Below are 23458 nucleotides of genomic sequence, written 5' to 3'. Positions count from 1 at the left end.
CAATCATTACATATCATCATTAAAATACGAACGTATATACTTCAATAACAGCTAACCAAATGATAGGAAAAACACTGTAGTATATTTAACTGCTTGCTAGTATGCCAGAGCAGTTCGTCTGTATTAAAAAAATGATACAGGAGCAAACAAAGATTCCGCGCCCAATCTTAACGCAAGATGCAAAAGAAAGGATTGAAAATAAGCTGTTAACTTCATATTTAGGTGAAGAAGAGGTTTTATTTACATATTATAAAAATAGCTATCTATATAAAAATTACATAACAGAAGCTGGTATAAATCCAGTAAATAAGACAATTACTTGTACGGAGGACGGAGGATGCTTTTCATAATCAAAGGATGTTTAAGTTTGGTGATGTAGTTGAAGTGAATTAGAGGAGGCATATCTCTTCCTAAGTTAATTATATCATGTAAATCAAGTTCGAAATAGACTATTTATTCGTATTGACTCCTGCTACAATCAAGAACACATGCATAGTAAGGAGAGATGTTACATGAGTTCTTTTGTTCTCGATTTTCAGGAAATAGAAAACACGCAGCTTTCGCTCGTCGGTGGAAAAGGTTTGAATTTAGGGGAGTTAACAAACATTCAAGGTATACAAGTACCCGAAGGTTTTTGTGTTACAACGGTAGGATATGAAAAGGCTATCGAGCAAAATGAAGAGCTTCAAACTTTGTTGCAGCAGCTAACAAAGTTGAAAATGGAAGAGCGTGCTCAAATTGGTGAAATGAGTAAGAAGATTAGAGAAGTCATTATGGCAGTAGAAATCCCTACTGATGTAGTGGAAGCAGTAGCTCATTATCTCTCACGTTTTGGAAATGAACATGCGTATGCCGTGCGTTCTAGTGCGACGGCTGAAGATTTACCGTATGCTTCATTTGCAGGTCAACAAGATACGTATTTAAATATTATCGGAGAAGAAGCGATTTTACAGCATGTAAGAAAGTGCTGGGCGTCTTTATTTACAGAGCGAGCAGTTACGTACCGCATACAAAATGGTTTTAAACATAATCAAGTTTCTATATGTGTTGTCGTTCAAAAAATGGTTTTCCCTGAGGCTTCGGGCATTTTATTTACGGCTGATCCGATTACTTCTAACCGAAAGGTGTTATCAATTGATGCCAGTTTTGGACTTGGTGAGGCATTAGTATCGGGACTGGTCTCTGCCGATAATTATAAAGTAAAAGAAGGCGAAATTTCAGAAACGATGATAGCGACTAAAAAAATAGCTATTTATGCTTTAAAAGAGGGCGGAACAGAGACGAAACAGATTGATCCGGTTCAGCAAAAACTTCAAACATTGTCTGAACAACAAATTTTACAACTAGCACAGATCGGAAGACAAATCGAAGCTTATTTTGGTTGTCCGCAAGATATTGAATGGTGCTTAGCCCATGATACAATTTATATAGTCCAAAGCAGACCGATTACGACTTTATATCCAATTCCAGAAGTAAATGATGGGGAAAATCACGTGTATATATCAGTTGGTCACCAACAAATGATGACCGATGCGATGAAACCATTAGGTTTATCTTTTTTCCTGTTAACGACTAGTGCCCCTATGCGTAAAGCGGGAGGCAGGTTATTTGTTGATGCTATGCAACAATTAGCTTTACCTGCTAGCAGAGATTACTTAATAAACACTTTAGGAAAATCGGATCCACTTGTAAGAGATGCATTAACGACTATAATCGAGCGAGATGATTTTATTCAATTGTTACCGGATGATGAAAAAGAAAAGGATCTTAGTAAAAATGTGCCATCTGCAAGTTCGCAACAACAACCTGAGAATGATCCGGAAATCGTTACGAATTTAATAAAGAATAGTCAAATATCAATAGAAGAGTTAAAACGAAACATGCAAACGAAATCAGGGGTGGATGTACTTGATTTTATTTTAGAAGACATTCAGCAATTAAAGAAAGTATTATTTAACTCGCAAAGTATAGCTATTATTATGGCAGGTATGAATGCTTCATCATGGATTAATGAAAAGATGGAACAATGGCTAGGGGAAAAGAATGCAGCAGATGTACTTTCACAATCTGTACAAAATAATATTACTTCAGAAATGGGTTTAGCATTATTAGATGTTGCAGATGTGATTCGGCCGTATCCAGAAGTCATTGCGTATTTACAACATGTAGAAGATGACAGCTTTTTAGATGAATTAATTCAGTTTAAAGGCGGGGAAAAAGTTCGGGATGCAATCGATGCCTTTCTAAATAAATATGGAATGAGATGCAGCGGAGAAATCGACATTACGAAAACGCGCTGGAGTGAACAGCCAGCTACAATTATACCGATGATTTTAAATCATATAAGGGACTTTGAATATGGTGCTAGTAAACGGAAGTTTGAAGAAGGGCTGCAGGAAGCTGTGAAAAAAGAAGAAGAGTTAGTAAATCGATTACAACACTTACCGGATAGTAAACAAAAAGTAGAAGAAACGAAGCGTATGATTCGCAACATCCGTAATTGTATCGGGTATCGTGAATATCCAAAATACGGCATGGTTAATCGTTATTTCATATATAAGCAGGCGTTACTGAAAGAAGCTGAGCAACTTGTGCAGAGCGGTGTCATTCATGAAGTTGATGATATATACTATTTAACTTTTGAAGAGCTTCACGAAGTTGTTCGCACGAATAAACTAGATTACGAGCTGATACAAAAACAAAAAAATGATTACAAATTATATGAAAAACTAACGCCTCCTCGTATAATGACGTCTGATGGAGAAATCATTACAGGTAAATATAAACGAGAGAACCTCCCAGCTGATGCGATTGTAGGTTTGCCTGTTTCATCAGGAGTTATAGAGGGAAGGGCACGCGTTATTTTAAACATGGAAGAAGCGAATTTAGAAGAGGGCGATATATTAGTTACTGCTTTTACTGATCCGGGCTGGACACCGTTATTTGTGTCTATAAAAGGGTTAGTCACTGAGGTTGGTGGACTTATGACACATGGAGCAGTGATTGCACGTGAATATGGATTACCGGCAGTTGTCGGTGTGGAGAATGCTACGAAAATAATAAAAGACGGACAACGAATTCGGGTACATGGAACAGAAGGATATATTGAAGTGTTGTAATGAAATAAAAGATCATCCGCTATTAAAGTGGATGATCTTTTATTATATAGCGGACTTATTTCTTTAAACCAGCTGCATAAAAAGGTCCATGAACTGCAATAGTTGATAAAAAGCGAGCAATCTCCTCAGGTGTTTCTTTTTGTCCATTATTTAACCATTGCTGGATGACACCTATATGTGCAGATGCCATATAAGAAGTTAAGTATTCGCTTGGAACAAGTAAATTCTCCTTATTAATGAGAGGACCATTCGTATCTTCAAATAATGTTTTCCACATAAAGTCTTTCAGTTTTGTTTGGAAAGATAAATCTCCTTTCGGACTTAGTACAGCTCTCATAAAATCACTATTTTCATTTAGAAATTCAAGAATAGAAGTGATAAGTATAAATGGCATTGTTGGAGAAGGATTTGTTCCAAGGTCAGCAATAACTTCCGGGAATTTCTGTTTAGCAATGTTAGAAAACTCGTACATAATGTCTTCTTGGCATTTTGTCATTAAATCAAATTTATCTTGATAGTGCGCATAGAAAGTACCGCGATTTATGTTTGCTTTCGTTGTAATATCTTTCACTGTAATGGCGTCAAAACCCTTTTCTTCAATTAGCTCCACCAATGCGTTCCGTATGGCAGTTTTCGTACGAACAACACGCAAATCTAAATTACTATCGCGCAAAGCATGTCCCTCCTTAATTTTACTGAACACATTTAGAAAATGTGTCTTATAACCGACACATTCACGATTTTTGATTATTGTATAAGGTTCAACTCGAACATATAATTCAAAATATAAATAAACAACACGTTGTTGATTATTATAAATCAAATTAAAGGAGGAGAAAAGAAGATGTTTAAAAATAAACTTTTATTGTTATCACCAGTTATTGCACTACTTGTTGTTTTTATTTTTTCATTAACGTTATTTCCAACTGTTCAACCGCAGCCGAAAAACTTGCCAATTGCAATTGTAAATGAGGATCAAGGTGTAGAAATTCCAAATCAACCGAAAATGAATATGGGGCAAACAATTGTTGATACGGTGAAAAAATCATCGAAATCAGAGGAAGAACCCGCAGTGAAGTGGGTAGAAGTAAAAAATAAAGAAGCCGTTCAAAAGGGATTAAACAATAAAGAGTATTACGCGGCATTAGTCATCCCGAAAGAATTTAGCGCAAAACAAGCGTCGTTACGAACACCACAGCCATCTTCACCTGAGATAGAAATATATATTAATCAAGGAATGAATACGGCTGCATCAACTATGGCAGGACAAATATTACAGGCGACCGTTGATAATATGAACAATAATGTTCGTACGCAAATATTAGAAGGGTTAAAAGCAAAAGGAGATACTGTAACAACAGATCAAGCTGTGAAATTAGTAACACCTATTGTAAAGAACGTGAAAAATATGAATGAGGTCGGCAAAAATAGTGCGAACGGTAACTCACCAATATCATTGTTCCAGCCGTTATGGATTGCAAGTTTAGCGAGCGCAGCGATTATTTTTATTGCGATTAGTAAAATACCGGTAAGTTCACGAAAAGAAAACTTTATATTGAAAGTAAAACAAATCGTAACAGGAGCTATTGCGGCACTTGTAATTGGATTTGGTCTTACATGGATTGCAGATGGGATGGTAGGATTAAATATTTCGAACTTCACGGATACAGCTCTATTCTTATCCATTACTTCTTTTAGTTTCTTCTTAATGATATCTGCGGTACTTTCATTAGTTGGGCTAAAAGGAATCGGTTTATTCGCTTTATTACTATTTTTCGGGGCGCCGTTATTATCATTAGCACCTGAGATGTTGTCTCCGTTTTATCAAGACTGGGTTTACCCATGGTTACCAATGAAATTTATGATCGAAGGCTTAAGAGAAATCTTCTTCTTCGGAAAAGGGGTAAGCTGGAATACACCTGTTACTGTACTCGTTTGGATTGGTATAGTAAGTATGGTTACTATATTAGCAACTGCATTCAAACGTAGTGTAGTAAAAGGGCATAAAACAGAATTGAACGCTTAAAAAAAAGCCGTTTCACTAATTAGTGAAACGGCTTTTTTTGATGAAATCTATAAGCTGAAGAATGAATATTTGCTGATAATAAAGTTTGTTAATTTTTCTGGCTTTTCCTCAATGTAAACACCTAATTGTTGAAAAGTGTTATGTTTAGAATTAAGTCGGGATCTCTAAAGGTCACGTACATTCCAGACAATCTCACCACGTTCGTCATCCCACGTACTGTGATGACGCTTAAATCCTATCTTTTCTAGTACCCGGAGGGAAGCGATATTCCAAGCACCTACAGTCGACCAAAGTCTTTGGCGCCCAGTAGCAATCGCCGCGTCCAGTACAACAGATGCCGCCTCAGTCGCATAACCTTTACCATGAGCGCTGCGGAACAACTCGTATGCAATCTCCGGCTCTTCAAGTGTGGAACGACCGATAATCAAGCCGCAGTATCCGATGAAATCGCCTTCGTCTCTTCTTCGAATAGTGAGAAGGGAAATGCCATTTTCATCTGCCTTCTTACGCATCTCAATAAGCCGGTTACGAACGGAGTCGAGGGTCGGCATGTCCACACCACGTTCGCCAATTAATTTCCTCATCCAAACTGAATCGGATTCCTCCCACATACTCAGGTCAAGTCGTTCGGTTTTTAGCTGGAACTCCATAGTTTTAAATAAAGATGGCATAGTGGAACCTCCTAATTATGTCACTTAACTCATAATAGCTTCGCACCGCATCATGTTGAACCAATCGTTGATTCGCGAATTTATTTTCCTAACTCCCGCGAGAGTTTATAGCAACAGTATACAATAGTATTATTTTATGCATAAGCAATTCCTTTACAAAATAGACCCTTTTCTCAAACTTTTCTTTCATTCTAAAGCCGTCCCGTTAAATACACAGGCTCCTACTATTTCTAAATGCATAAAATGTTAAGCGAAAGTATGGGGGGATACGATGTATAATTCAAATTATTATGATTGGTATAGGCAAAATGATAAGTTGATAAGTGATATTGAAAAAGCTATAAATGGAGAGTATAGCGCCATAAGCTGCTATGCAAAATTAGCGAATATGGCTCCAAATCAAGTAGAACAAAAACAAATTCTTGAAATTCGTAATGATGAAATAAAGCATTTCCACAACTTTGTACAAATTTATACGAACTTAACTGGTAGGCAGCCGAAACCACAAATTACTGAAGACTGCCCAAATACGTATTTACAAGGATTAGAGTTCGCTATACAAGATGAACAAAAAACAGTAGATTTTTATTTGGAAATTTCAGATGAGACATCAGATGCACATTTGAAAGAGTTGTTACGGAGAATAGCTGCAGATGAACAAAACCATGCGGTATGGTTTTTATATTACTTCGTGAAGTCGAAGTGAGCATTAAGAATGAACGAATGATGTGGTGCATATATTAAAAATTATTTTAAAACGCAGTGCAACAATTGAATGAAATATTTAAATGTAAGCAAAAGGAAACCGTTTCGCTAGTAGTGGAGCGGTTTTTTATGATGTACATATGTATCGACAAAATATAGTAATTACATTTCATATATAATGTATGAAAATGAATAAGTTAGGAGCAAGCATATGAAAAGAGGGATTACAGTAGATATTCTAGATGGATATGATAATTTACTTTGGAAAGTATTAAAGTCAATTGATATTACTGTATTTGATTGGCAAGTCATGGGAAGGGAGGAAGCTTATATAATAATAGGGAATGAATTAGGTCCAGAATTATTTTCAGAAGATAACGAGATCATGGAAGGATCAGAATTAAAAAAGCTAATAAAAGATAACATATATTATCTTTTATTTTTAGATCTAAAAGCATGTCTAAAAGGAGAGGTACTAGGAGAAATTGCAACATTTGAAGAATTTAAGGAGAGTAAGTGTGAAGTAGTCGTATTAGTAGCGGATGGTGAGTATATGCAAATTTATGCGAAAAACCAAGAAGAGATTGAAATGATGTATGAAAACGCAGTGAATCAAGGATTTTATGTAGAATATATTACAGATGAAAATGATGGAAGGACTCGTTTGTCAGTATGGTAGCAATTTGAAAGGGGAAAGGCAATATGGAGAGAAATATAAGTAAAGAATATGCAATTCGAATTGCTACCGAAAATGAGAGTGATAGTATTAAAACTCTATTAAAAGAAGTAGCACAATGGCTACAACATAAAGAAGTGGATCAGTGGCAGTATCTTTTAGGAGAGGAAGCTACGGCTGAAATACTAGAACGTATAAGAGAGAAATATACGTATGTTGTTCTGAAAGAAGATGAAATAGTTGGTACGATTACAGTTTCTCCTAAACAAAATGAATGGGATGAACACATTTTTGGTAAAGAGGAAGTTTCTAATTCATTATATATTCATAGATTTGCGGTGAAACGAAAATATAAGGGGAATGGAATAGGAGAGAGGGTTTTACAGTGGATAAACGAGAATGTACAATGTGATAAAGAGTATTTGAAGTTAGATTGCGTGGGGCATAATCGTACGTTGAATGATTTTTATAAGAAAAATGGTTTTGAATATGTTGGAAGTACGGATGGGCTTAGTAAGTTTCAAAAGAAAAGGAGAATGTGAATGCATCCAATTAACGTAAGTTTAGTTGAAAAGTTAATACAGGAACAGTTTCCCGAATGGGCCCCTTTAGAAGTGAAACCTGTAAAGTTTAGTGGGCATGATAATAGGACGTTTCACTTAGGGGATGAGATGAGTGTAAGATTGCCAAGTGATGTGGCATATGCACCGCAAGTAGAGAAAGAAAATAGTTGGCTTCCTATATTAAGTAAGGGACTTTCTTTACCAATTTCTACACCAATTGCGAAAGGAAATCCGTCTGAAGCGTATCCATTGCCTTGGTCTATTAATAAGTGGATAGAGGGAGAAACAGTTACGAAACAAAACGTTCGTGATTTAAATGAATTTGCAGCGGACTTAGGATCTTTTTTAGTAGAATTGCAATCTATTAATGCGAGTAACGGCCCTTTAGCTGGACCGCATAATTTTTACCGGGGCGGACTTATATCGGTATATGATGAAGAGGCGAGAGTTGCTATCGAAAATAATAAGGATATTTTTGAAGATGCATTATTAAAGCATCTTTGGAATTTAGCACTTAGCTCAACGTGGGATCGTAAACCAGTTTGGGTGCATGGAGATGTAGCGCCGGGTAATTTACTCGTTAAAGGTGGAAAGCTTTGTGCTGTAATTGATTTTGGTATTTTAGGAGTAGGAGATCCTGCTTGTGATGCAGCGATGGCGTGGACGTTTTTTGATGAAAATAGTAGAAATGTATTTAAAGAAGTATTACGCATGGATGAAGAAACGTGGAATAGAGCGAGAGGATGGGCACTTTGGAAGGCGTTAATTACATATGATGCGAATAGGGGTAGTAATGAAAAAGTAGCAGAAGAATTGTATCGTATCATGCAAGTGATTGTGGATGATTATGAGAGGTAATAGAAAAGCCTATTTTAAAATAGGCTTTTTCATATGATTAAATAGTAGAAATAGAAAGAAGGAATATAACATAATTATACAGAATATTTAGATAATAGGAGGTGTCGAATTTTGAGTGAAATTGAATTAAAGAGTAATGTAATTAAGACAGGGCGAGAGAAGGGGATTATTCTTCGGTTTATACTTACTAGTCTCGTTGGAGTGTTTATGTTTTTCGTTCCTGTTACGATAAACGGTGCATCGTCTATTATGATTGATCATATCGTATCGTGGATCAGGGCTTCCGTTCCAGGTGTAGTACCTTATTATGCATTATTTGTTATGGCAATTGGTGCGATTTATCCATTTTATACGAAGAAATGGAATGCATCTATCGTAGACGTTTGTTTTTCTATTTTAAAAGTAGTTGGTGTCGTTTTTGGAGTATTATATTGTTTGAAAATAGGGCCAGCTTGGTTCTTTGCACCAGATGTTGGGCCGTTTTTGTATGAGAAGCTAGTCATATCAGTAAGTTTGCTCGTTCCAATTGGTTCGGCATTTTTAGCGTTATTAGTTGGATATGGATTGCTTGAATTTATCGGTACATTTTGCCGTCCGATTATGAGGCCATTATGGAATACGCCAGGGAGATCGGCGATTGATGCAGTTGCTTCCTTCGTTGGAAGTTATTCGCTTGCCCTTCTTATTACGAATCGTGTGTATAAAGAAGGAAAGTATACGACAAAAGAAGCAGCAATTATCGCTACAGGATTTTCTACAGTATCCGCTACATTTATGATCATCATCGCAAAAACATTAGATATTATGCATTTATGGAATGTTTATTTTTGGACTACGCTTGTTGTAACATTCATCGTGACTGCTATCACCGTAAGAATCCCGCCCCTTAGTAGAAAACCAGATACATATGTAACAGAAGAAGGATTTCCAGAGCCTGTTTATAAAGAAAAAATGCTAGAACGTGCTTGGGAGGATGCGTTAGAAGTATCAAAGTCTGCACCGAGCATTATGAAAAATATTACAGTGAATTTAAAAGACGGATTTATTATGACAATGGGAATTTTACCATCTATTATGTCAGTAGGATTAATTGGTATCGTCTTAGCGAAGTTCACGCCAATATTTGATTGGATCAGTTATATTTTCTATCCGTTTACATGGCTATTACAATTACCGGAAGCAGACTTAGCTGCTAAAGCTGCATCAGTTGGTATTGCAGAAATGTTTTTACCGTCATTATTAGTAGTAAGTGCACCACTTGTGACAAAGTTTGTCATTGCAGTTGTTTCCGTATCATCTATACTGTTTTTCTCCGCTTCCATTCCTTGTATATTATCAACAGATATTCCGTTAAAAGTATCTGAACTTATTATTCTGTATGTGCAGAGAACGATTTTAACGTTGCTTATCATTACGCCGATTGCTTATTTGTTGCTTTGAAGTTTTAATAAGATAAAGTTAAACAAAAGAAGCCGTCTGTAAAAAAGAGGGCTTCTTTTGTTTAAAAGCGGGATATTCTTATTTATTTTTCGTATATGACGTAACGCTTCTTAAGAAGATTCCTAGTCCCGCAAAAAAGAATCCTAAGCATAATAAGCTGCCTGGCGTTCCCCAAGTAATTTGATCTAGCATTTATTATCCCCTCCCGTTTATCATTATATAGAATTTATTGGAAATTATCAAAAAAATTCTTTTTTAAGGGTTACTGATGAGTCTTCCTACCTTATACGAGAAGAATATATTTGAAAAGAATTCTTTTCTTTATATTTCTTTATTCTTATAATAAGTTTTTGATTCTTATGATATAGTAACAACAAAGGGGGCTTAAAAATGGAAATTATTCACGAAAGAGCAAAGTTGCGGTTAATGGATAATACTGATGTCGAAACTTTGTTTTCGATTGTAGAAGGAAATCGGGATATTTGGGCGTATTTAATTTCTAAAATGGATAGTGTGCAAGATATGCAACAATACGTTCAAAAAGCGATAAAGGGTTACGGAAGAGGTACTCAAATACCTTTCATAGTCGTAGATCAACAGTCGAATAAGATTGTAGGAAGTACACGTTTATATAATATTTCAGTAGAAGATAAGACAGTTGAGTTAGGGCAAACGTGGTATCATCCGAGTGTGCAACGTACGAGTATAAATACAGAGTGTAAGTATATGCTTCTTCAGTATGCTTTTGAAAAATTGCATATGCTGAGAGTGCAAATTAAGACGGATACAAGAAATGAAAAAGCACAACGAGCAATTGAAAGATTAGGCGCAGTAAAAGAAGGTGTGCTTAGAAATGAAAGAAAATTACCGAATGGTTATGTGAGAGATGCGGTGGTGTACAGTATTATCTCGAGTGAATGGCCAGGCGTAAAAGAACAATTGTTAGAAAAATTAGAGTTGTATAAAGAAAAGTTATAATTCGTGTTTTGAAAGGTATATTGTTCGTGAGATATGAAAAATATACCTTTTTTCTTACAAAATGCTACTTTATTTTAATTCCTTTTGTTTCATCGTTCCCTTCTGAGAAAAAATTCGTTACAATGTAGTTGTATGGTAATAAACTTATGAATTTAAAAAATGTAATGAAAACCGCAAATGAAAATGAATTGATAATCCTCAATTTTAAATGAAAACCCTTTTATACATAAATAACAAGTAAAGTTCCTTCTTTTAAATAAACTCAAACAAAACGATTTGATATAAATGTTTTTTATAGAAGTATGGATGATGTACGGAGGCAATTACAAATGAAAGAAAATAAGAAAAGTAAGAAAAGACGAATCTTTCAAGTATTTTTACTAATGATTTGTTCTGCTATTTTATATGTAAGTTATGCAGCTTACGATATTTGGAGTTATCGTTTTAAAGCAAATGATGACGTGAAAACGGATGCTGGTATCGTACTAGGCGCAGCTTCATGGAATGGAAAACCATCTCCTGTATTTAAAGAAAGAATTAATCATGCGATTTCTTTATATAGGAACGGAAATATTAAAAAGATTATTTTTACAGGTGGTACAAAGTTCGAGGCAGAACTTGAGGAAGCACGTACTGCAAGAGTATATGCAATGAAACAAGGTGTAAAAGAGGAAGATATTTTAATTGAAACTAAATCCCTTTTCACTGAAGAAAATTTAAAAAATGCGAAGCAAGTTGGAATAGAGAACGGTATACAAACATACACGATTGTAAGTGATCCACTTCATATGAAACGCGCAATGAGAATCGCAAAACATATTAATATTGAAGCGTATGCTTCACCAACGCCGACATCAGCATATAAAACGTTAGATACAGAAATACCATTCTTCTTTAAAGAATTATTCTCGTATATTGGATATGTAACCTCTTTGCCGTTAAAAGCATTGAAGGGGGACTAATATAAGAAAAGAATCTATCCTTAAATAGGAACTTTTCTTATTAGTCAAAAACATTGTATTTTTATCGGAATAGTGAAACAATAGAGAGGTAGCTTCATATAATCATAATGACAAAATGAACGGTTTATGAATCGAGCATAAAGGAGATTATAGTATGGCACTCTCATTTGTTGAAACAGAAGAACAGTCTTTAATTATTGAGAAAATAAATAAATTGATTCCGAAGTTCATGGAAAGGGAGCATCAGCTAAGTGAATTAGGATCATTTCCGTATGAAAATATAAATGATTTGAAAGATATTGGATATACGAAATTAACGTTACCGAAGGAATTTGGTGATAGTGCGATTTCTTTATATGACTTCGTTTTATTTCAAGAGAAAATCGCGGAAGGCTGTGGAGCTACTGCATTATCGATTGGCTGGCATCTTGGCATTGTGAAGGAGCTAGCGGAAAATCGCTCTTGGAATGATGAGATGTTCAAATGGTTTTGCGAAGAAGTACGTAATGGTGCGCTCTTTAACAGGGCAGCAACAGAACCGAAAACAGGGAGTCCGACGCGTGGCGGCAAACCAGAAACAATAGCGGTTCAACAAGGCGAGAAGTGGGTTATAAATGGAAGAAAAACTTTTACAACGATGGCGCCAGTACTTGATTATTTTATTATTTCAGCAAGTATGGAAGGCCAAGAAGAAGTTGGTGAGTTTGTCATTCCAAGAAATACACTCGGTGTATCTATTGAAGAAACGTGGGATAGCGTTGCAATGAGAGGGACTGCTAGCCACGACCTTGTCTTACAAAATGTAGAGATAGAAAGCCGCTTTTTTACGGATGTAAAAGGCGGGAAAGTGAAACAAAAGGGTATTGGCTGGTTGCTACATATACCAGCATGTTATTTAGGAATTGCACAATCAGCAAGAAATTATGCAGTTCAATTTGCGGGATCATACAAGCCAAATAGTTTAAACCATTCTATTAGTTTATTACCGAATGTTAGAAAATTAGTTGGAGAATTAGAACTCGAGCTTATGCAAGCTCGCGTCTTTTTATATCAAATTGCGAAAAAATACGATGAGGCAGAAGATAAACTGTCACTGCAAGCAGAATTAGCGGCAGTGAAATACGCCGTAACAAATGCGGCGATATCCATAGTGGATAAATCAATGCGCATCGTAGGAGCAAAAAGTTTATCAGAAAAAAATCCGCTCCATCGTTACTATTTAAACGTCAGAGCAGGATTACACAATCCACCGATGGATGATGCAACATTGTCTATGCTGGCGGATGCGGCGTTTCGGTCGTAGTATTTAAAGCTTACATTTTATTGTTTATGGATATTATAGTTGTTTTGAAAGCACGGGTTTGATTAGTAATCAAACCCGTGCTTTTTATGTGTATGAAGTACTTGGTTGAGATGTAGGTTTTTAATATAAATGATTATCATGGTTTTTTGATTGTTTCTTGTTGAAAATTCTTATTGTAATGCCAGTTTGGAGGCTGTATAAACATTTTTCGTATTTAATCCCAAATTAATGGTCTTTCTAAGTTTACCATTCGTAAATATTGTAAAAATTGACCTGCATGGACCGCATCATGATAGGCAATTCTTAATAGCATATCACCTAAATATCGTTGATAGCCAACATCACTTCTATCAATAAGTCTTGAATCTAGCTCGGCTATGCTTATTGATTGAACATATTCTATGAAGTCAGTAAAGTATGATTGTGCCAATTCAATTTCTTTTTTTACACAAGTAATTGGCTCGTCATCATACGGGGTACGTATGTCGTTTATTGAACCGTTGTTTTTTATAATCATATGATAGTAAAAAGTTGAGCTCCATACGTGACGAATCATTTCACCAAAGGACATAGCCTCAGGATCAGGCTTCCAATTAAGAAAATTATCGGGAAGAGAATTCCATAATTTTTCTGAGCGCCTTCTCGTTTCTTTTAAATTTAATATACTAAGATCAATTGCATTCATAATACATTCTCCTTTACTATTAAACTTAAAATAATTGTATCAATTTAATAGTTAGGGTATCATCGAAATATGAATGTATATCCGAATATCTCATATATAGCTAAACTAATTGCTGAACCTACAAGAGCAATCATCTTAGAGTGTCTAATGAATAATCAGGCACTACCTGCTAGTGAATTGGCTTATATGGCAAAAGTGTCACATCCAACAATTAGTTCGCATCTTTCTAAATTAGTAGAAGGGAATTTACTTACAGTTGAACAACATGGTAGACATCGCTACTATCGACTTGCTAATCAAGAAGTTGCAGAAGTGCTTGAAAAGTTAGGGACAATTGCACCAACAGTTCAAGTTCGCTCTTTAAAACAATCAAGCCAACTAAAACAAATTCGTTATGCTCGAACTTGTTATGATCATCTTGCAGGCAAACTCGGTGTAGAGATAACTGAAAAATTACTTGATAGGAAATTTATAATTTTAGAGGATGGAGAATACATTGTAACGGAACAAGGTAAGAAATGGTTTCTGAATTTTGGAATAAATATTGATAAGGCAGATATAAAAAGGAGGGTATTTGCAAAACCTTGTCTTGATTGGAGTGAACGACGCTACCATATTTCTGGTTGGTTAGGGTCTGCAATTGCAAAACTGCTTTTTGAACAGGGATGGATTACGAAAACGGATAAGAACCGAGCTGTCCATCTTACAAAGAAAGGTGTAAAGTTATTAGAAGATCAATTAGGCATTGATATGAAAACTGAGGAAAGAAAAGCTTGAAATTAGAAAAGTCCGTCAAAATGACGGGCTTTTTCATTATGGTAGGAGTGTACATGAATAATAGGATGTTATCAATAATCGTTGCTAATAAAAAATCTTTCTTTTCATTCTTCTTTTTTAAGTTTTAAAGGAGAAAGCTAGGCTTCTTATTTTTACTAATGTTATAATAAGAAAAAAGCACGAAAAGAGGTCATCTCATGCTAGAGGTTATTGCAACATGTTTAGAAGATGTAAAACGAATTGAAAGTGCTGGCGGGAAGCGGATTGAATTAATTTCATCTTATACAGAAGGTGGTTTAACACCGAGTTATGCTTTTATAAAGAAAGCGGTAGAAGCGGTAAGTATACCAATTCATGTTATGATTCGTCCGCATGCGAAGTCTTTTACATATACGGAAGAAGAAATTGAAATGATGAAAGAAGATATTGTAGTTGCTCAGAAATTAGGAGTAGCTGGTGTTGTATTAGGTGTATTAAATGAACGAAATGAAGTGGATGAAGGGAAATTAGCGAACTTACTATCTGTTGTAGATGGAATAAATGTAACGTACCACCGTGCGATAGATGATATAGAAAATCCAGTAGAAGCAATGAACACTTTAAAGAAGTTTCATAAAGTGACTCACGTTTTAACTTCAGGTGGACAAGGAAATATAGTAGAGAATATTCCGGTGCTTACAGAAATGCAAAAGGTAAGCGATGGTCAAATTCAGCTTGTAGCTGGAGCTGGGGTGACGAAAGAAAATATAAAGCGATTGCTAGATGAAACTGGAATTTCGCAAGCTCATGTCGGTACAGCGGTAAGAGAAGGAAAATCATGTTTTTCTGAAATAGACCCTAATTTAGTACAAGAATTAGTTGAAATCATAAAATAAGTGCTTAAGAAAGAGGAGAAACGATGAAGGAAAATACGAAGAAAGAATTATTCTCTTGGGCTAAAACGATAGGTTTTACCCTTGTATTAATTGCTATTATTCGCGGTGTTTTATTTACACCTTCTTTAGTGCAAGGTGAATCAATGATGCCCACTTTAAAAAATAACGAACGAGTTCTCGTGAATAAGATTGGTTATAGTATAAGTGGATTAGATCGCTTTGATATTATCGTCTTCCACGGAAAAGAAGGATACGATTTAGTAAAACGAGTAATTGGTTTGCCAGGCGACACAGTTGAGTATAAAAATGATGTTTTATATGTAAACGGAAAAGCGATGGAAGAACCATATTTAAAAAAGTTTAAAGAAAAAGCAGTAGGCCGTGTATTAACTCCAGACTTTACGTTAGAACAAATCACTGGGAAAACGAAAGTGCCAGAAGGCCAAGTATTTGTTTTAGGGGATAATCGTGAAGTTTCTAAGGATGGTCGCATGTTTGGCTTTATTTCAGAAGATGAAATTGTCGGAAAAGGACAAGCTGTTTTCTGGCCGTTGGAACAAGTAAGAGCGTTATAAAGTGTGGTGAAGTATGGGAGAGATATTCTTCCATACTTTTTTATTTGCTTAAAATCTATTGAATGAATTGAAAGAATATTTTATAATTTTAAATTATATGTTTGTTTCGAAAAACGGAATTTAAGTTCCGTAATTCGGAACGAAAGGGAGATAGAATGAGTATAAATAAAACGGCAGTTAAGACAATGGATATTTTAGAGTTGTTTTATGAGCATGAAGAGCTAAGTTTAACTGAGATGGTTCAGCTTACAAATATGCCGAAAACATCTGTTTATCGTTTAATTGGTTCGTTGGAAGAGATGGAGTTTTTACAAAAAAACGAAAAGGGGAAATATCGTTTAGGGGTCGTATTTTTACGGTTCGGTCAACTTGTTTCACACCGATTATCAGTAAGAAATATAGCAATTCCTTATATGAAAGAACTTAGAGATAGTTTAGGACAGGCAGTTAATTTAATAATTCAAGATGGTAATGACGCAATTTATGTTGAAAAGATGGAAGGTGTTCAGCCAGTACGCGTGTATACGGCGGTTGGAAGAAGAGCACCGCTTTATGCTGGTGCATGTCCGAGAATTTTACTATCGTATTTTTCTGAGGAAGAGAAACGGAGATACATAGAGGAAGTGGATTTAAAACAGTTTGCAGATGGAACAATTGTGGATAAGGAACAATTGCTAGAAGTGTTGCAAATGGCAAAAAAGGAAGGCTACACAATTAGTTATTCTGAGTTAGAAAATCATACAGCCGCAATAGCAGCGCCCATTTTCGCAAGTGATGGAACGGTTGTAGCAGGTATGAGTATTTCGGGATTAGCAATTGAGTACAGCGAAAGTAACATTTCATATTTTATCGCTAAGGTGAAAGAAACAGCACATCGCATTTCGAAAGAACTCGGCTTTTTGGCATAGAAAGAGGGAGTAGGATGAAATTTTCTGCGTTAGGGGATCAAGCAATTATTGTTACATTTGGTGAAGAAATTAAGATGGATATATATGAGAAAGTACAGCGGTTATTTCAAGCACTGCAGCAACATCCGTTTGCAGGAATGATTGAGTGCGTTCCGTCGTTTACTTCATTAGCTGTTTACTACAATGTATACGAAGTATGGAAGAGAAATGAGAGAAGTGAAAGGCCATATGATTACGTTCGCCAGTATATAAAGGAGCTGTGTGATTCTTATAAAGAAGAAGTAAAACAGGATGTGAAACATATTTCTATACCAGTGTGCTACGGGGGAGAATATGGACCTGATTTAGAAGAGGTTGCACATTATAAAGATTTACAAGTAGAAGATGTGATTCGAATACATAGTGAAACTACATATTTTGTATATATGTTAGGTTTTACACCAGGGTTCCCGTATTTAGGAGGACTATCAAAAGAATTAGAAACACCTAGAAAAGAAACACCACGGTTACAAATCTCTCCTGGTTCAGTAGGTATTGGCGGAAATCAAACAGGTATATATCCGCTTGAAACACCAGGAGGATGGAATATTATCGGCCGAACTCCTATTTCATTATTTAATCCGGAAGAAGAAATACCAACATATATTCAAAGTGGTATGTATTTACGATTTATCCCAATAACGAAGGAAGAGTACGTATCACTTGAGGGGGCTAAAGAATGGATGTAGAAGTTTTGCATGCGGGAATGTTTACAACAGTCCAAGATTTAGGGCGATCTCATTATCAACAATACGGTGTACCAGTTGGCGGGACTATGGATCAAAGTGCACTTCGGATGATCAATATGTTAGTTGGTAATGAGGAGAATGAAGCGGGACTCGAAATGACGATTATGGGACCTAAATTGTTAATAAAGAAAACGACTTTACTTGCGATTGGCGGAGCAGATATGGAACCGTTATTGAATGGAGAACGTATCCCGTTATGGCGTCCCATTTTAGCGGAAGAAGGTAGTATGCTTTGTTTTGGAAAAGTGAAAAGTGGTTGCAGAGCGTATGTAACTTTTGCGGGTGGTATACATATTGAGCGTACAATGGGAAGCAAAAGTACGTACATATGTGCTGCGATTGGTGGTATAGAAGGAAGAATGTTGGAAAAGGGTAACTACTTCCAAATTGGTGCACAACCAGAAATGGCGAGTCGTTTCATTCAAGATTTACAAAAAGATGCGAGAATAAAAACGAAATGGGCAATTAGCAACAGAGTACTACCAAAGTATAAGAAACATCCAAAGCTTCGTGTCATAACTGACTTTGAATATGATCAATTTACAGAAGAAAGTAGAAAGGCATTTTTTACGAAAGAGTATAAGGTATCTAATTATGCTGACCGTATGGGCTATAGGGTTGAGGGAGAAGTTTTAAATAGGAATGAAGAAAAAGAGATTTTATCGAGTCCTGTTACATTTGGAACCATTCAAGTTCCTAATGGTGGACAGCCGATTATATTAATGGCAGATAGGCAAACGACAGGTGGCTATCCGAGAATGGGAAATATCATTTCAGTAGATTTACCTCTTCTTGCCCAGCTAAAGCCGGGGGACTATGTTTCTTTTGAGAAAATTACGCTTGAAGAAGCGGAACAATTGTACATAGAACAAGAAGTAAATATGAATCTATTAAAGAAATTCATCGCTTTACGAAGCTGAAATTAGGAGGAATACATTATGACTACAATCGATTTAAACTGTGATTTAGGAGAAAGTTTTGGCGCTTATAAAATGGGGAATGATGATGAGATTCTTCCGTTCGTTTCCTCTATAAACGTTGCTTGCGGTTTTCATGCGGGTGATCCGTCTATTATGCGTCAAACTGTTGAAAAAGCTTTGGAGCATAACGTAGCAATAGGGGCGCATCCTGGATTTCCTGATTTAATTGGATTTGGTAGAAGAAACATGAATGTTTCAGCAAGTGAAGTATACGATTATGTTTTATATCAAACAGGCGCATTAGACGCATTTGTGAAAGCGGCAGGCGGGAAAATGCAGCATGTAAAGCCGCACGGTGCCTTATATAATATGGCGGCGTCTAATCCGGAAATTGCAGATGCAATTGCAAAGGCAATTTATCATATAAATCCAAGTCTATTACTTTATGGATTAGCAAATAGCGAGGCGTTTATACAGGCTGCAGAAAAATACAAAGTAACTCTCGTACAAGAGGCTTTTGCGGATCGTACATATAAGCAAGATGGTACATTAACGAGCCGTACAGAAGAAAATGCGCTTATAAAAGATGAAGACGAAGCGATAAAGCAAGTACTTCAAATGGTGAAAGAAGGCCAAGTATATGCGGTCAATGGAAAGAAAGTAGCAGTTCAGGCGCAAACGATTTGTTTACACGGTGATGGGGAAAAAGCAGTGCAATTTGCAGAAAGAATATACAGAACATTCAAACTTAATGGTGTTTCTATTTGTGCACCGAAATAAAAAATAGGGGGAAGTGCTGGGATGATTAAATTAATCGGAATACTACTTGTTGCAGTGGGCTTTTTATTTAGATTAAATACACTTTTAGTAGTTATGGTTGCAGGTATTGTTACTGGTATGGTTTCAGGGTTAAGTTTTTATGATGTGATCAGCATGTTCGGTAAATTTTTCATAGAAAATAGATATATGTCTATGCCAATTATATTAACTTTACCAGTAATCGGAATTTTAGAGCGTTACGGTTTAAAAGAAAGAGCAGAAGCACTTATAACGAAATCAAAAGGAGCAACAACTGGAAGAGTATTAATGTCATATTTTACGATAAGAGAATCGTCAGCAGCACTAGGGCTTAATATTGGTGGGCATGCGCAAACAGTAAGGCCGCTCGTTGCACCGATGGCAGAAGGGGCCGCGCAAGGTAAATACGGTAAACTTCCTGAAAAATTAAGAGAAAAGATTAAAGCAAACGCAGCAGCTGCTGAAAATACAGCTTGGTTTTTCGGAGAAGATATTTTCATCGCAACTGGAGCTATTTTATTAATGAAAGGATTCTTCGATTCAGTAGGTATGCATGTCGGAGTATGGGATATGGCACTTTGGGGCATTCCGACAGCAATATCTGCACTTATTGTAAGCTGGATTAGATTTAGAAGGTTTGATAAATATATAGAGAAAACAATGAAGGCAGAAGGAAAAGAAGAGAAGGAGGCAATCTAATATGAACATCATAACAATGGATACAATCTATTATGTATTAGGGATAATTGTTGCTTTTATCGCTGTTCGTATCGCATTCGATCGTGAACATCCAAACAGATTCGGTTCTAGTTTATTTTGGGCATTGTTTGCAGTTACATTTTTATTCGGAAATGTAATTCCTTCGTTTTACGTTGGCTGTATAGTGCTCGCTATGGTCGTTTTAGCTTCAATGAATAAAGTAACAAAATCAGAGGAGAAAGAAGTACCTGTGCAAGAACGTGTGAAACATGCTGAGAAATTAAAAAATAAAATTTTTATGCCTGCACTTTTAATTCCTATTTTTACAATTATCGGTACGTTGACGTTAGGGAAAATCAAATGGGGAAATGTCTCTCTTGTTGATCCAGATAAAGTAACGTTAGTTGCATTAGCGCTTGGTGCATTACTTGCATTTGTTGCGGCGATGCGTATTACAAAATCAAAAATAACAACGCCTGTACAAGAAGGAAGCAGACTATTACAAGCTGTCGGCTGGGCTGTGATTTTACCACAAATGTTAGCAGCACTTGGCGGTATATTCGCGAAGTCTGGCGTTGGGCAAGTTGTTTCAGATTTAGTCGGACAAGTGCTGCCGACAGAGTATCCGTTCGTTGCTGTTATGGCGTACTGTTTAGGCATGATGCTATTTACAGTCGTAATGGGAAATGCATTCGCAGCGTTTGCTGTTATTACTGGCGGAATTGGCTTACCTTTAATTGTTCAAATGCACGGAGGAAACCCGGCAATTATGGCAGCACTCGGTATGTTTGCTGGATATTGCGGAACGCTACTTACTCCAATGGCAGCAAACTTTAATATCGTACCTGCGATGCTTTTAGAGCTAAAGGATAAAAATGCGGTTATTAAAGCGCAAGTACCAATTGCTCTTTCAATTTTTATCATAAATATGTTTATTATGTACGGCCTTGTATATCGTTTCTAATTAGGAGGATAAAACTATGAAAACAGTATTATTAACAGGGTTTGATCCGTTTGGCGGAGAAAATATCAATCCAGCTTGGGAAGTAGCAAAAGGTTTGCATGAAAAAACAATTGGAGAATACAAGATAATAAGCAAACAAGTCCCAACAGTATTTCATAAATCAATAAGCGTATTAAAAGAGTATATAGAAGAACTAGCGCCGAAAATTATTATATGCATTGGACAAGCTGGGGGCAGAACAGATATTACGATAGAACGTGTCGCAATTAATATTGATGATGCAAGAATTGCTGATAATGAAGGGAATCAGCCGGTAGATGTACCGGTTGTAGAAGAAGGAGCGATTGCGTATTGGTCCACACTCCCGATGAAAGCAATTGTAAAAAAAATTCGCGAAGAAGGCATACCGTCATCTATTTCACAAACGGCAGGTACATTCGTTTGTAATCACTTATTCTATGGACTTATGCATGAACTAGAGAAACATGATAAGAAAATAAAAGGCGGATTCATTCACATTCCGTTCTTACCAGAACAAGCGAGTAATTATCCAGGGCAACCGAGTATGTCACTTTCTACTATTCGTAAGGGGATAGAATTGGCAATCGAAGTAACGACGACAGTTGAAGTAGATATTGTAGAGGTTGGGGGCGCAACGCATTAAGTAAAATGAATTGTACAACACCTCCTGTAAACAACTGGTATAATAAGAATAGGAAAATACATAGAGGTGATTTTTGTGCAGCAATTTGAAGAAGTACGTTCAATTTTAGAAAAAGCGAAGAAAATTACAGTATTAACAGGCGCTGGTGCAAGTACGGAAAGTGGTATTCCAGATTTTCGTTCAGCAAATGGATTGTATGCTGATGCGAATGTGGAGATGTACTTATCAAGAGGGTACTATAACCGAAGTCCGAAAGAATTTTGGAAGCATTATAAAGAAATCTTTCAAATTAATACGTTCCATCAATATAAACCAAATCGTGGCCATCGCTTTTTAGCTGAGCTAGAAGAACAAGGGAAAGATATTACGATTTTAACGCAAAATATTGACGGTTTACATCAATTAGGTGGCAGTAAGCATGTCATCGATTTACATGGAACACTTCAAACAGCACATTGTCCAAAATGTAAATTAGGCTATGATTTACAGCATATGATTAATCATGAAGTGCCGCGCTGTCAGAAGTGTAATTTCATTTTAAATCCAGACGTTGTTTTATACGGAGATACATTGCCGCAATATCAAAATGCAATCAAACGTTTATATGAAACAGATGTGCTTATCGTTATGGGAACGTCACTAAAAGTACAGCCTGTCGCTTCATTCCCGCAAATTGCAAAGAGGGAAGTAGGAGCAACAACCATCTTAGTAAATGAAGAGTTAACAGAACAGGAATATAACTTTGATTATGTTTTTCAAAATAAAATTGGTGAGTTTGTTGAGGGATTATCTTCAATGAAATAAACTATTAAAAAAACTGAGGTGGATACCTCAGTTTTTTATTTGAGTAATTGCTATATTAAACAACATGAAAACATGTCGATAGTGTAGTAACCACATCTCTATAATTTATAAAAAAGTGTTTCGTAGGTAAAATGGCAGAGTAAGAAGTAATATTATCTTTAGTGAATACACAGTCGTCATAAAGTAAGCTAATTTGTAGCTGTTGTGAAGGTTTTATTCCGTTTTGTTTTAAGTATAAAACTAAGTCATTATAGAGTTGTTCACTATAATGACTTACGGAATATTCTATTGAAAGCTGACCTGCTATGCTAGTCCACCATACTTTAAAACTACATATCAATTCTATAAATGATTCCTCATCACATAAATTAGCGTCAAAAAGCTTCTCATAAAATATATGATTCTCCTCGTGAAAAATCTGTAAATCATATCTGTCGTTAGCAGTTTGCTTACGAAGAGTCAGCCATAATTCTTTGAAATTTGTTTTAAAGTCAGTGGAGAAATGTAATGTTTTTGTTATGTAAGGAAAACGAAAATTTTCTTTTTTTCCTTTTTGATTGAGATAAATATTTTGAATATAGATCATAAAGTTTAAACAATGTGGCGTATTAGTATGTATGATAAACGAATCTGTCATTTTCGTTCTCTCCTTAAGTAATGTCTTTTATGAATTTATTTCTTTAGTATACAAATAAATGTA

The 23458-nt window shown here is 35.9% G+C and carries 25 protein-coding genes and 1 pseudogene; 22 read left to right on the top strand and 4 right to left on the bottom strand.

Annotated features, from left to right (window positions below; translation table 11 throughout):
- Positions 1-101 precede the first annotated feature (101 nt).
- Positions 102-393: pseudogene (locus AC1Q8M_RS11635) on the top strand (YolD-like family protein).
- A gap of 119 nt (positions 394-512) precedes the next feature.
- On the top strand, positions 513-3119 hold the full coding sequence (ppsA, locus tag AC1Q8M_RS11630) for a phosphoenolpyruvate synthase (RefSeq protein WP_098855660.1): 2607 nt from the start codon (positions 513-515) through the stop codon (positions 3117-3119).
- Between the two features lie 55 nt (positions 3120-3174).
- Here ppsA and AC1Q8M_RS11625 read toward each other — a convergent pair whose 3' ends face one another.
- Positions 3175-3792 (bottom strand): TetR/AcrR family transcriptional regulator, encoded by a 618-nt coding sequence (locus AC1Q8M_RS11625; protein WP_043315287.1) that lies wholly within the window; start codon positions 3790-3792, stop codon positions 3175-3177.
- A gap of 171 nt (positions 3793-3963) precedes the next feature.
- Between AC1Q8M_RS11625 and AC1Q8M_RS11620 the strand changes: the two genes are divergently transcribed.
- On the top strand, positions 3964-5145 hold the full coding sequence (locus tag AC1Q8M_RS11620) for a YhgE/Pip domain-containing protein (RefSeq protein ID WP_098855661.1): 1182 nt from the start codon (positions 3964-3966) through the stop codon (positions 5143-5145).
- Between the two features lie 164 nt (positions 5146-5309).
- Here the strand turns inward: AC1Q8M_RS11620 and AC1Q8M_RS11615 are convergent, their stop codons facing one another.
- Positions 5310-5816 carry a GNAT family N-acetyltransferase gene (locus AC1Q8M_RS11615; protein WP_001139531.1) on the bottom strand — a complete coding sequence of 169 codons (507 nt, stop codon included), beginning with the start codon at positions 5814-5816 and terminating at the stop codon, positions 5310-5312.
- Positions 5817-6087: 271 nt separating this feature from the next.
- Between AC1Q8M_RS11615 and AC1Q8M_RS11610 the strand changes: the two genes are divergently transcribed.
- The 8 genes from AC1Q8M_RS11610 to AC1Q8M_RS11575 all read left to right on the top strand — a co-directional run bounded on the left by AC1Q8M_RS11610 (position 6088) and on the right by AC1Q8M_RS11575 (position 13301).
- Entirely contained in the window at positions 6088-6522 is a 435-nt protein-coding gene (locus AC1Q8M_RS11610; protein WP_000282830.1) for a ferritin-like domain-containing protein, read from the top strand.
- Between the two features lie 210 nt (positions 6523-6732).
- Complete coding sequence (locus AC1Q8M_RS11605) at positions 6733-7200, top strand: DUF2691 family protein (protein WP_000820204.1); 468 nt, start codon at positions 6733-6735, stop codon at positions 7198-7200.
- Between the two features lie 23 nt (positions 7201-7223).
- Entirely contained in the window at positions 7224-7739 is a 516-nt protein-coding gene (locus AC1Q8M_RS11600) for a GNAT family N-acetyltransferase (protein WP_098366021.1), read from the top strand.
- Positions 7740-8618 carry an aminoglycoside phosphotransferase family protein gene (locus AC1Q8M_RS11595; protein WP_000553381.1) on the top strand — a complete coding sequence of 293 codons (879 nt, stop codon included), beginning with the start codon at positions 7740-7742 and terminating at the stop codon, positions 8616-8618.
- A gap of 111 nt (positions 8619-8729) precedes the next feature.
- Positions 8730-10058 carry a YjiH family protein gene (locus tag AC1Q8M_RS11590; protein WP_001289425.1) on the top strand — a complete coding sequence of 443 codons (1329 nt, stop codon included), beginning with the start codon at positions 8730-8732 and terminating at the stop codon, positions 10056-10058.
- Between the two features lie 390 nt (positions 10059-10448).
- Positions 10449-11036: a GNAT family N-acetyltransferase gene (locus tag AC1Q8M_RS11585; RefSeq protein ID WP_000402588.1), complete on the top strand. Its 588-nt coding sequence runs from the start codon at positions 10449-10451 to the stop codon at positions 11034-11036.
- A 329-nt stretch (positions 11037-11365) separates the two neighbouring features.
- Positions 11366-11998, top strand: a complete 633-nt coding sequence (locus tag AC1Q8M_RS11580) for a YdcF family protein (protein ID WP_000662218.1) — start codon at positions 11366-11368, stop codon at positions 11996-11998.
- Positions 11999-12152: 154 nt separating this feature from the next.
- On the top strand, positions 12153-13301 hold the full coding sequence (locus AC1Q8M_RS11575; RefSeq protein WP_001218355.1) for an acyl-CoA dehydrogenase family protein: 1149 nt from the start codon (positions 12153-12155) through the stop codon (positions 13299-13301).
- 214 nt (positions 13302-13515) lie between these two features.
- On the opposite strand, the gene AC1Q8M_RS11570 is transcribed toward AC1Q8M_RS11575, so the two are convergent.
- Positions 13516-13986, bottom strand: a complete 471-nt coding sequence (locus AC1Q8M_RS11570; protein WP_000991274.1) for a DinB family protein — start codon at positions 13984-13986, stop codon at positions 13516-13518.
- A 69-nt stretch (positions 13987-14055) separates the two neighbouring features.
- Here AC1Q8M_RS11570 and AC1Q8M_RS11565 point away from each other — a divergent pair, with 69 nt between their 5' ends.
- From AC1Q8M_RS11565 to AC1Q8M_RS11515, 11 genes are all read left to right on the top strand, one after another.
- Positions 14056-14763, top strand: coding sequence for an ArsR/SmtB family transcription factor (locus AC1Q8M_RS11565; protein ID WP_001103831.1), 708 nt, complete (start codon positions 14056-14058; stop codon positions 14761-14763).
- Between the two features lie 197 nt (positions 14764-14960).
- A complete protein-coding gene (locus tag AC1Q8M_RS11560) occupies positions 14961-15638 on the top strand; it encodes a copper homeostasis protein CutC (RefSeq protein WP_000895115.1) in 678 nt (225 codons plus the stop codon).
- Between the two features lie 23 nt (positions 15639-15661).
- Positions 15662-16213 (top strand): signal peptidase I, encoded by a 552-nt coding sequence (gene lepB / locus AC1Q8M_RS11555; RefSeq protein WP_000662498.1) that lies wholly within the window; start codon positions 15662-15664, stop codon positions 16211-16213.
- 155 nt (positions 16214-16368) lie between these two features.
- Positions 16369-17121 carry an IclR family transcriptional regulator gene (locus AC1Q8M_RS11550; RefSeq protein ID WP_000026359.1) on the top strand — a complete coding sequence of 251 codons (753 nt, stop codon included), beginning with the start codon at positions 16369-16371 and terminating at the stop codon, positions 17119-17121.
- A gap of 14 nt (positions 17122-17135) precedes the next feature.
- Positions 17136-17849: a 5-oxoprolinase subunit PxpB gene (gene pxpB / locus AC1Q8M_RS11545; RefSeq protein WP_000672264.1), complete on the top strand. Its 714-nt coding sequence runs from the start codon at positions 17136-17138 to the stop codon at positions 17847-17849.
- On the top strand, positions 17840-18829 hold the full coding sequence (locus AC1Q8M_RS11540) for a 5-oxoprolinase subunit C family protein (RefSeq protein WP_098360728.1): 990 nt from the start codon (positions 17840-17842) through the stop codon (positions 18827-18829). The genes pxpB and AC1Q8M_RS11540 overlap by 10 nt, the downstream gene beginning before the upstream one ends.
- An 18-nt stretch (positions 18830-18847) precedes the next feature.
- Positions 18848-19609, top strand: coding sequence for a 5-oxoprolinase subunit PxpA (gene pxpA / locus AC1Q8M_RS11535; RefSeq protein WP_025117835.1), 762 nt, complete (start codon positions 18848-18850; stop codon positions 19607-19609).
- Between the two features lie 21 nt (positions 19610-19630).
- Positions 19631-20326 carry a DUF969 domain-containing protein gene (locus tag AC1Q8M_RS11530; protein ID WP_000593392.1) on the top strand — a complete coding sequence of 232 codons (696 nt, stop codon included), beginning with the start codon at positions 19631-19633 and terminating at the stop codon, positions 20324-20326.
- 1 nt (position 20327) lies between these two features.
- Entirely contained in the window at positions 20328-21290 is a 963-nt protein-coding gene (locus AC1Q8M_RS11525; RefSeq protein ID WP_001021668.1) for a DUF979 domain-containing protein, read from the top strand.
- A 16-nt stretch (positions 21291-21306) separates the two neighbouring features.
- Entirely contained in the window at positions 21307-21954 is a 648-nt protein-coding gene (pcp, locus tag AC1Q8M_RS11520) for a pyroglutamyl-peptidase I (RefSeq protein WP_000859712.1), read from the top strand.
- A gap of 75 nt (positions 21955-22029) precedes the next feature.
- A complete protein-coding gene (locus AC1Q8M_RS11515; RefSeq protein ID WP_141533039.1) occupies positions 22030-22758 on the top strand; it encodes an NAD-dependent protein deacylase in 729 nt (242 codons plus the stop codon).
- 55 nt (positions 22759-22813) lie between these two features.
- Here AC1Q8M_RS11515 and AC1Q8M_RS11510 read toward each other — a convergent pair whose 3' ends face one another.
- The gene (locus AC1Q8M_RS11510) at positions 22814-23395 is read right to left on the bottom strand and encodes a hypothetical protein (protein WP_000132266.1); all 582 of its coding nucleotides are present in this window, start codon (positions 23393-23395) and stop codon (positions 22814-22816) included.
- Positions 23396-23458: the final 63 nt, after the last annotated feature.

Source organism: Bacillus sp. GW823-FHT06A10, from assembly GCF_058795375.1.
This window is presented reverse-complemented; position numbering and strand designations above follow the sequence as displayed.